At 51.9% G+C, this 8,782-nt stretch carries 8 protein-coding genes, 1 other RNA gene and 1 pseudogene; 8 read left to right on the forward strand and 2 right to left on the reverse strand.

Annotated features, from left to right (window positions below; all coding sequences use genetic code 11):
• Positions 1–269: 269 nt before the first annotated feature.
• Positions 270–1,454, reverse strand: a pseudogene (locus tag HMPREF3277_RS02080) (cytochrome-c peroxidase).
• A 327-nt stretch (positions 1,455–1,781) separates the two neighbouring features.
• Between HMPREF3277_RS02080 and HMPREF3277_RS02085 the strand changes: the two are divergent.
• From HMPREF3277_RS02085 to rpsI, 6 genes are all read left to right on the forward strand, one after another.
• Positions 1,782–2,771, forward strand: a complete 990-nt coding sequence (locus HMPREF3277_RS02085; protein WP_060975563.1) for an NAD(P)H-dependent glycerol-3-phosphate dehydrogenase — start codon at positions 1,782–1,784, stop codon at positions 2,769–2,771.
• Between the two features lie 141 nt (positions 2,772–2,912).
• On the forward strand, positions 2,913–3,236 hold the full coding sequence (locus HMPREF3277_RS02090) for a bZIP transcription factor domain protein (RefSeq protein ID WP_003766760.1): 324 nt from the start codon (positions 2,913–2,915) through the stop codon (positions 3,234–3,236).
• A 9-nt stretch (positions 3,237–3,245) separates the two neighbouring features.
• Positions 3,246–3,548: a cell division protein ZapA gene (locus tag HMPREF3277_RS02095; protein WP_003744050.1), complete on the forward strand. Its 303-nt coding sequence runs from the start codon at positions 3,246–3,248 to the stop codon at positions 3,546–3,548.
• Positions 3,549–3,555: 7 nt separating this feature from the next.
• A non-coding RNA gene (gene ssrS, locus HMPREF3277_RS02100) (6S RNA) lies at positions 3,556–3,735 on the forward strand.
• A gap of 261 nt (positions 3,736–3,996) precedes the next feature.
• Positions 3,997–4,428 carry a 50S ribosomal protein L13 gene (rplM, locus tag HMPREF3277_RS02105; protein ID WP_003744049.1) on the forward strand — a complete coding sequence of 144 codons (432 nt, stop codon included), beginning with the start codon at positions 3,997–3,999 and terminating at the stop codon, positions 4,426–4,428.
• A 9-nt stretch (positions 4,429–4,437) separates the two neighbouring features.
• Positions 4,438–4,830 (forward strand): 30S ribosomal protein S9, encoded by a 393-nt coding sequence (gene rpsI / locus HMPREF3277_RS02110; RefSeq protein WP_003744048.1) that lies wholly within the window; start codon positions 4,438–4,440, stop codon positions 4,828–4,830.
• 316 nt (positions 4,831–5,146) lie between these two features.
• On the opposite strand, the gene HMPREF3277_RS15695 is transcribed toward rpsI, so the two are convergent.
• Positions 5,147–5,281: a hypothetical protein gene (locus tag HMPREF3277_RS15695; RefSeq protein ID WP_283127065.1), complete on the reverse strand. Its 135-nt coding sequence runs from the start codon at positions 5,279–5,281 to the stop codon at positions 5,147–5,149.
• On the opposite strand from HMPREF3277_RS15695, the gene rarD reads away from it, so the two are divergent.
• Complete coding sequence (gene rarD / locus HMPREF3277_RS02115; RefSeq protein ID WP_070869894.1) at positions 5,223–6,131, forward strand: EamA family transporter RarD; 909 nt, start codon at positions 5,223–5,225, stop codon at positions 6,129–6,131. The genes HMPREF3277_RS15695 and rarD overlap by 59 nt on opposite strands.
• A gap of 371 nt (positions 6,132–6,502) precedes the next feature.
• Positions 6,503–8,710 (forward strand): DNA helicase II, encoded by a 2,208-nt coding sequence (gene uvrD / locus HMPREF3277_RS02120; RefSeq protein WP_070869895.1) that lies wholly within the window; start codon positions 6,503–6,505, stop codon positions 8,708–8,710.
• The last annotated feature ends 72 nt before the right edge of the window (positions 8,711–8,782 follow it).

An 8,782-nucleotide genomic window follows, 5' to 3' on the forward strand; every position in this document is an offset into this window, starting at 1 on the left:
GTATTGTACTATTTTGTTTTTAATTTACTATATAAAAATTTAAATAAATCATATGGTTGATTGTATTCGGGATGTAATTGTTTGAACGGCGTGCGTTTCATTGTATATGAGGCTGGTTTTTGTCCGACGTGTCATTTGCGGGAAAAGGGATGCGGACATCGAATGATTTGGGATCATGAAACGGCATAAAGGTCGTCTGAAATCCTGTTCTCTAAAGCTTTGGGCTTTGTTGAACCTGAATTTTCAGACGACCTTCATCCATTTACTGCTTATTTATTGTTCGGATGGGATTCCGTCGGTGCAGACAAAGGCAGTTCGGGCATGGTGCGGGCGGAGTCGGAAACATTGCCGGACAGGGTTTTCAGGAAGGCAACGATGTTGTCGGTGTCTTCTTTCGATAAGTCTTTGCCCAGTTGCGCTTTACCCATGATGGTAACGGCTTTGTCCAATTCCCAAACGCTGCCGTTGTGGAAATATGGATAAGTTTTGGCGACGTTACGCAAGCCGGGGACGCGGAAGAAGAATTCGTCCTCGGCTTTTTTGGTTACGTCAGCACGGCCTTTGTCGTGTTTCGGATCTTCGATGAATTTCCAGTACGGGCCTTCAACCAAACCGAATTTTTGGAAGGTTGCGCCGCCGAGGTTGACGCCGCTGTGTCAGGCAATACAGCCGTTGTCCATAAAGGCGCGCACGCCCTTGCGCTCTTGCTCGCTCAGGGCGTTGACGTTGCCTTTGAGGTAGTCGTCCCATTTGGTCGGCGTCAACAGGGTGCGTTCGAATGCGCCCAGTGCGGTGGTGATGTTTTTGAAGGAAACTGCACCGTCTTCGGGGAAGGCGGTTTTAAACAGTTCTTGATATTCGGGGATTTTGGCGATTTTGGCAGCGGCTGCTTCTTGCGAGTCGTTTGCCATTTCCACAGGGTTGACCAATGGTCCGCCGGCTTGTTCTTCAACGTCAGCCGCACGGCCGTCCCAGAACTGCATGCCGAGCAAGGCGGCGTTTAAAGCGGTCGGGGAGTTGCGTCCGCCGAACTGTCCTTTATGGCCTTGGCTGGTCGGCAGGTTGTCCACGCCTGCGGTGGCAAGGTTGTGGCAGGAGTTGCAGCTTACGGTGTTGCCTTTGGAGAGGCGCGGCTCATACCATAATTGATGGCCGAGTTTGACCTGTTCTTCGGTAAACGGGCGCAGTTTCTGCATTTCTTCGGCACTCGGCAGCGGTTTGAAGATGCCTTGTGCGCGTTTGAGCAGCTCTTGGTCTTCAGGTGAAGCATTGCTGTCAACGGCGGCTTGGGACGCTGCTGAGGCGGTTGAAGCAGCGTCAGGGGTCGTCTGAACGGCAGAGGCCTCGGTCGGTGCGGAAGCAGGTTTTTGTTCCTTGCTTTCCTGTCCGCCACAGGCGGCTAATGCGGATAAAACAGCAAGCGACAGGAGCAGTCGGGTGTTGCGGTGGTTCATGGCGTGTTCCTTTTTGTAGTGGATATTATTATGAGTAAGCACCGTTTCCGTTGATTGCCGTGATGAATGGCGGGCGAAAATAGGGAATGGCATTCCGCTTTGTTTGCGTCCGTTTGATATGTCCGGCTTTTTTGTCCGCGAAGTATAAACAGCGGGCGTGGTTTGCCCTTTGCGGTAAATCAATATTGGATTTTCAATAGAGATAAGCAATATATGTGATAGCTTCTGCGTTTTCATGCGGTTTTCATGTTGAATAGGCCTCTATCGCTTGCACTGCCAAGCCGATTGGTTTAAATTAAACGACAATTTACCGTTGGAAGACACACAATGAAAATTACCGTCATCGGCGCAGGTTCTTGGGGTACAGCCCTTGCCCTGCACTTTGCCAGCCACGGCAACGAAGTCGCCCTTTGGACACGCAATCCCGAACAAGTCCGTACATTGCAGGCAGAACGTGAAAACAAACACGGCCTGCCCGGTTTCCCTTTCCCTGAATCCTTAACCGTTTACGCTGATTTGGGTGATGCACTCAAAGACAGCGGGCTCGTCCTTGTCGTAACTTCTGTCGCAGGTTTGAGAAGCAGCGCAGAACTCCTCAAACAACACAATGCCGACCATATTCCCGTCCTTGCTGCCTGCAAAGGCTTTGAACAAGACACAGGGCTGTTGACCTTCCAAGTATTGAAAGAAGTATTGCCTGAGAACAAAAAAATCGGCGTGCTGTCAGGTCCGAGCTTTGCCCAAGAACTCGCCAAACAACTGCCTTGCGCCGTGGTTGTCGCCTCAGAAAATCAGGAATGGATTGAGGAATTGGTGCCGCAACTCAACACCAACGTAATGCGTCTTTACGGCAGCACGGACGTGATCGGCGTGGCTGTCGGCGGTGCCGTCAAAAACGTTATGGCAATCGCCACCGGTCTTTCCGACGGTCTCGAATACGGACTCAATGCGCGTGCGGCGCTGGTGACGCGCGGTCTCGCCGAAATCACCCGTCTTGCCATGGCCATGGGTGCGCAGCCCAAAACCATGATGGGGCTTGCCGGCATCGGCGACCTTATCCTGACCTGTACCGGTGCACTTTCGCGCAACCGCCGTGTCGGTTTGGGTTTGGCAGAAGGTAAAGAACTGCATCAAGTGTTGGTGGAAATCGGCCATGTTTCCGAAGGTGTCAGCACCATCGAAGAAGTGTTTAACACCGCTGTGAAATACCAAATCGACATGCCCATCACCCAAACCCTGCTGCAACTCATCCGCAAGGAAATGACCCCGCAGCAAGTTGCAGAAAGGCTCATGGAGCGCAGCGCGCGCTTTGAGTAAGACCGAACGGCAAAGGTCGTCTGAAAACATCAAGCCAAAAAGTTTCAGACGACCTCAACATTCGGCAGCGATTGACATCCCTGCATCATCATCCTAATATCCTGACCGCCTGCCACCATGCGGCAATACGGAAGCCTATACATGAATCAATCACTCGACACATTGGAAGTCAGCGTTTACCAGCTGGCCCAAAAATTTGAAACCCTTGTTGGTGAAAACCGCCGCCTTAACGAAGAAATCGACCGCCTCAAGCTCGAGCATGAACAACAAAAGCGCGAACACGAAGCCGCCGTTGACGAATTGAGCGAAGCGCTGCTCGTGCAAGTCGGCAAACTCAAAGAAGACCTACAAGGCAAAATCGACAACCTTACCGCCGAAAAAGAACAATACCGCAGCGCATTAGAGCAGACCGCAGAAAAAATCCGCCGGCTCATTGCCCGCCTGCCGCAAGAAACGCAATCATAAGGACACGCCATGAGTATCGAACAAGTCAGCCTCGACATCATGAATGTCAATTTCACCATCAACACCCCGAGCGAAGAAAAAGATACCCTGCTCCAAGCCGTTGATATGCTCAACAAAAAAAGTGCCGCCATCAAAGAGAGCGGACGCATTGTCGGCAGCGATAAAATCGCCATTATGACCGCGCTCAACGTCGTCCACGACCTCCTTAAAATCACACTCAAAGACGATTTGGCAATAGGTGAATTTGAGCGTAAAATAACCGACATGAACAACGCCTGCCAAAAAGCTTTGGCGCGGTTGGAACAAAACTAATTTTTCTTTTTCCCTGCGGTGTCCGCGAAGGCATATATTCCTTTGAACCAATAAGTTCGCTTAAGGTTGCCGGGAGTTGCAGTGGGCGCGAGCGTCTATCCTTAGATGCACCCGAAACTGCCCGAGGTGACCGCCTTGTCAACAAGGTTCAAGCGGATTCAGCCAAAACGGCTCTCGCGGGGATTCCCATATCAAGCCATGCCCGATTGCGGCATGGCTTTCATTTATCATCGGCTTCGACGTCGTCTGAAAAACCAAACGTAAAATCAAAAAAACACATCCCGATATTTTGGAACATCAGCAATGTTTTCCAACCTAAAAACAACATTTCCTAATGCATAAAACCGCCATCATAGAAAAAACACTTTCAGACGACCCCAATCCGATTGACAAAAGCCAATCCCATCTTTAAAATTCACAACTTTCTATATCTATCTGGATTTCCACTATGAAAACCTTTTCAGCGAAACCCCACGAGGTGAAGCGCGAATGGTTCGTTATCGACGCCCAAGACAAAGTTCTGGGTCGCGTTGCAGCCGAAGTCGCACACCGTCTGCGTGGCAAGCACAAACCTGAATACACCCCCCACGTTGACACCGGCGACTACATCATCGTCATCAACGCGGACAAACTGCGTGTAACCGGTGCCAAATTCGAAGACAAAAAATACTTCCGTCACTCCGGTTTCCCCGGCGGTATCTACGAGCGTACTTTCCGTGAAATGCAAGAGCAATTCCCAGGCCGCGCTTTGGAACAAGCCGTAAAAGGCATGTTGCCTAAAGGCCCATTGGGTTACGCCATGATCAAAAAACTGAAAGTGTACGCTGGTGCAGAACACGCCCATGCCGCACAACAACCCAAAGTTTTGGAATTGAAATAAGGACACGACATGAACGGTAAATACTACTACGGCACAGGCCGCCGCAAAAGTTCAGTGGCTCGTGTATTCCTGACTAAAGGTACCGGCCAAATCATCGTAAACGGTCGTCCCGTTGACGAATTCTTCGCCCGCGAAACCAGCCGCATGGTTGTTCGCCAACCTTTGGTCCTGACTGAAAACGCTGAAGCGTTTGACATCAAAGTCAACGTTATCGGCGGCGGTGAAACCGGTCAATCCGGCGCTATCCGTCACGGCATTACCCGCGCCCTGATCGACTTCGACGCTGCGCTGAAACCTGCCTTGTCTCAAGCCGGTTTCGTGACTCGCGATGCCCGTGAAGTTGAACGTAAAAAACCGGGTCTGCGCAAAGCACGTCGCGCAAAACAATTCTCCAAACGTTAATTCGTTTTTGGAATCTCAAAAAGCCCTGCAAAGCAGGGCTTTTTTTATTTGTTGCATCTCTTGGATTGCCTATGCATTTTTGAGACTGGTTGAGAGAGGGCGGACGGCTGAGAGATATAGTGGATTAAATTTAAATCAGGACAAGGCGCCGAAGCCTGCAGACAGTACAGATAGTACGGAACCGATTCACTTGGTGCTTCAGCACCTTAGAGAATCGTTTTCTTTGAGCTAAGGCGAGGTAACGCCGTGCTGGTTTAAAGTTAATCCACTATAGTAAGTTGAGACGGTAGGATTCGCGTTAGGTTTTTCTATTTCTTCAAATGTCGAAAATATGAAATTTCTTTTCGCATTCCCCATTGATACAATAAAGTTTTTTGCGGGGTCGTCTGAACATGACGGATTTCTCAAAGGGGCTTGTGGCGGCGTTGGCTTCCAATTTATTGTTTTCCATTCTGTTTCTGTACGGAACTTGGATGCGTCCGATGACCGGGACGGAAGTTTTCGCTTGGCGCATGGTTGCAATGTTGGTGGCCATATGCGTATTGATGGGCATGAGCGATGGCTGGAAGGTGGCAGGGCAGTTTGTTCGTGAAACGGGCAGGGATTGGAAACGTTGGTTTTTGATTATGTTGCCCACGCCTGTTTTCGCAAGTCAGCTTTGGCTGTTTGTATGGTCGCCAGTCAATGGCGAAGGTGTGAATGTGGCAATGGGCTATTTTCTGTTCCCATTGGCGATGCTGGCGTGCGGCAGGATTTGGTTTAAGGAAACGCTTAGCCGTCTGCAAATAGTAGCGGTCGTATCGGCATGTTCGGGCGTGACATGGGAGTTGGTACGATCCGGCGCATTTTCATGGGCGACGGTATGGGTATTCGGGACGTACCCCATCTATTATTTGGTGCGCCGCAAACTGGGCGTGCCAGCATTGATAGGGCTGACGTTTGATTTGCTCGTGATTGCGCCTTGTGCCTTATTTTATATTCTGACGCAAACCGATACCATTAATTTGATTGCGTCCACCCCCAAGCTTATCGGCTTTATCGTTCTGTTGGGTATCAATAGCGCGGTCGCCATGCATTTGAATTTAAAAGCAAGCCAATTATTACCCATTGCCGTATTCGGTATGTTGAGCTATTTGGAACCGGTCTTGCTGTTTATCATTTCGATTGCGTGGCTGGGCGAACCTTTGGAGAACGGAGCATTAATCAGCTACGGGTTTATTTGGTTGGGTTTGAGTCTGATGATGGTAAACGGATGGCTGGCAATGAAGAGAAGGGTCGTCCGAAACCGCTGTTTTATATAGTGGATTAACTTTAAACCAGTACGGTGTTGCCTCGCCTTAGCTCAAAGAGAACGATTCTCTAAGGTGCTGAAGCACCAAGTGAATCGGTTCCGTACTATCTGTACTGTCTACGGCTTCGTCGCCTTGTCCTGATTTATGTTAATTCCACTATAAATTTCAGACGACCTTGCTCCGTCAAAATCGCATTTCCCTCTTTCCGTCCTAAAGTTTCAATTTCTAAATCAATGTCGTCAGCAGGCTGCCTCGACTTGTCAAACTTTTGCCCGATATACAGCATTCGATATCGAAAGGTCGTCTGAAACATCTTTTCAGACGACCTTTGCCGTTTCCATTAAAATACCGTATTCCCATTTTTCAGACGGCCTCTTCCCATGTTTCCCGACCAATCCGCCCCCAATCTGCTGCAAGGCTTAAACCCCGAACAACTCTCCGCCGTAACCTGGCCGCCGCAATCCGCCCTTGTGTTGGCGGGCGCGGGCAGCGGCAAGACGCGCGTGCTGACCACACGCATCGCATGGCTTTTGCAAACCGGTCAGGCGAGCGTACACAGCATTATGGCGGTAACGTTTACCAACAAAGCCGCCAAAGAAATGCAAACCCGACTCGGCGCAATGATTCCCATCAACGTCCGTGCCATGTGGCTCGGCACGTTCCACGGTCTCTGCCACCGCTTTCTACGGCTGCACCACCGCGATGCCGGCCTGCCGTCTTCCTTTCAAATCCTCGACAGCGGCGACCAGCTTTCCCTCATCAAACGCCTGCTCAAAAGCCTCAACATCGCCGAAGAAATCATCGCGCCGCGTTCGCTGCAAGGCTTTATCAACGCGCAAAAAGAATCCGGTTTGCGCGCTTCCGTGTTGAGTGCGCCCGACCCGCACACAAGCCGCATGATTGAATGCTACGCCGAATACGACAAAATCTGTCAACGCGAAGGCGTGGTCGATTTCGCCGAGCTTATGCTCCGCAGTTACGAAATGCTGCAAAGCAACGAAATCCTGCGCCAGCACTACCAAAACCGCTTCAATCACATTCTCGTTGACGAGTTCCAAGACACCAACAAACTGCAATACGCCTGGCTCAAACTCATGGCGGGCGGCAACGCGGCGGTATTTGCCGTCGGCGACGACGACCAAAGCATCTACCGGTTCCGCGGCGCACACGTCGGCAACATGACCGCGCTGATGGAAGAGTTCCACATCGACGCGCCCGTCAAACTCGAACAAAACTACCGCTCCGTCGGCAACATCCTCGCCGCCGCCAACGCCGTTATCGAAAACAACGACGAACGCCTCGGCAAAAACCTGCGCACCGACGCCGAAGCAGGCGACAAAATCCGCTACTACTCCGCCTTTACCGACCTCGAAGAAGCCCAATTCATCGTGGACGAAACCAAAGCCCTCGAACGCGAAGGCTGGGATTTGGACGAAATCGCCGTCCTCTACCGCAGCAATGCCCAATCCCGCGTCATCGAACAAAGCCTGTTCCGCAGCGGCATCCCATACAAAATCTACGGCGGACTGCGCTTTTACGAACGCCAAGAAATCAAACACGCGCTCGCCTACCTGCGCCTCGCCGTCAATCCCGACGACGACAACGCCCTCTTGCGCGTCATCAACTTCCCGCCGCGCGGCATCGGCGCGCGCACCATCGAAAACCTTCAGACGGCCTCAACCGAACAAGGCATCACCCTTTGGCAGGCAGCCTGCAACGCCGGCGCAAAAGCCGCCAAAGTCGCCGCCTTCGTCCGCCTGATTGAAGCCCTGCGCAACCAAGTCGGACAAATGCCCCTGCCCGAAATCATCGTCGGCATCCTCAAAGACAGCGGCCTGACCGAACACTACAAAACCCAAAAAGGCGACAACCAAGACCGTCTCGACAACCTTGACGAACTCGTCAACGCCGCCATCGAGTTCAAACCCGAAGACAGCAACTTCGAAATCCTGCCCGACAACATTTCAGACGACCCCGCCTTCCCCATCCTCGCCTTCCTAAGCAACGCTGCCCTCGAATCCGGCGAAAACCAAGCAGGCGCGGGCGAAAAAGCCGTCCAACTCATGACCGTCCACGCCGCCAAAGGCTTAGAATTCAACGCCGTCTTCCTCACCGGCATGGAAGAAGGCCGCTTCCCCAGCGAAATGAGCCTTGCCGAACGCGGCGGCCTCGAAGAAGAACGCCGCCTCATGTACGTCGCCATCACCCGCGCCCGCAAACGCCTCTACATCACCATGGCGCAGCAAAGAATGCTGCACGGGCAAACCCAATTCGGCATCGTCTCCCGCTTCGTCGAAGAAATCCCCCCCGAAGTATTGCATTACCTGTCCGTCAAAAAGGCCGCCTACGACAGCTACGGCAGTCCGCGCCAAACCACCGCCCCAAAAGACAAAATCATCGACGACTACAAACAGCCGCAAACCTACGCAGGCTTCCGCATCGGACAAAACGTCCGCCACGCCAAATTCGGCACCGGCGTCATCATCGATGCCGTGGACAAAGGCGAATCCGCCCGACTGACCATCAATTTTGGCAAACAGGGCGTGAAAGAGCTGGATACCAAGTTTGCGAAATTGGAAGAGATGTGAAAAGGAAGATGGCAGAGGCCGTCTGAAACCCGTAGCGTGAGACCTTTGCAAAAAAGCCCTCCTCCCGACAAC

Origin of the sequence: Neisseria sp. HMSC70E02 (assembly GCF_001838645.1) — a bacterium.
Classification (GTDB): domain Bacteria; phylum Pseudomonadota; class Gammaproteobacteria; order Burkholderiales; family Neisseriaceae; genus Neisseria; species Neisseria macacae.

What these genes read in the sequence shown, in the direction of transcription:
- HMPREF3277_RS02090 (WP_003766760.1), top strand. Translation starts at nt 2,913, where the DNA reads ATGAATCAATCACTCGACACATTGGAAGTCAGCGTTTACCAGCTGGCC.
- HMPREF3277_RS15695 (WP_283127065.1), bottom strand. Translation starts at nt 5,281, where the DNA reads ATGGAAAACAATAAATTGGAAGCCAACGCCGCCACAAGCCCCTTTGAG.
- HMPREF3277_RS02085 (WP_060975563.1), top strand. Translation starts at nt 1,782, where the DNA reads ATGAAAATTACCGTCATCGGCGCAGGTTCTTGGGGTACAGCCCTTGCC.
- rplM (WP_003744049.1), top strand. Translation starts at nt 3,997, where the DNA reads ATGAAAACCTTTTCAGCGAAACCCCACGAGGTGAAGCGCGAATGGTTC.
- rpsI (WP_003744048.1), top strand. Translation starts at nt 4,438, where the DNA reads ATGAACGGTAAATACTACTACGGCACAGGCCGCCGCAAAAGTTCAGTG.
- HMPREF3277_RS02095 (WP_003744050.1), top strand. Translation starts at nt 3,246, where the DNA reads ATGAGTATCGAACAAGTCAGCCTCGACATCATGAATGTCAATTTCACC.
- uvrD (WP_070869895.1), top strand. Translation starts at nt 6,503, where the DNA reads ATGTTTCCCGACCAATCCGCCCCCAATCTGCTGCAAGGCTTAAACCCC.
- rarD (WP_070869894.1), top strand. Translation starts at nt 5,223, where the DNA reads ATGACGGATTTCTCAAAGGGGCTTGTGGCGGCGTTGGCTTCCAATTTA.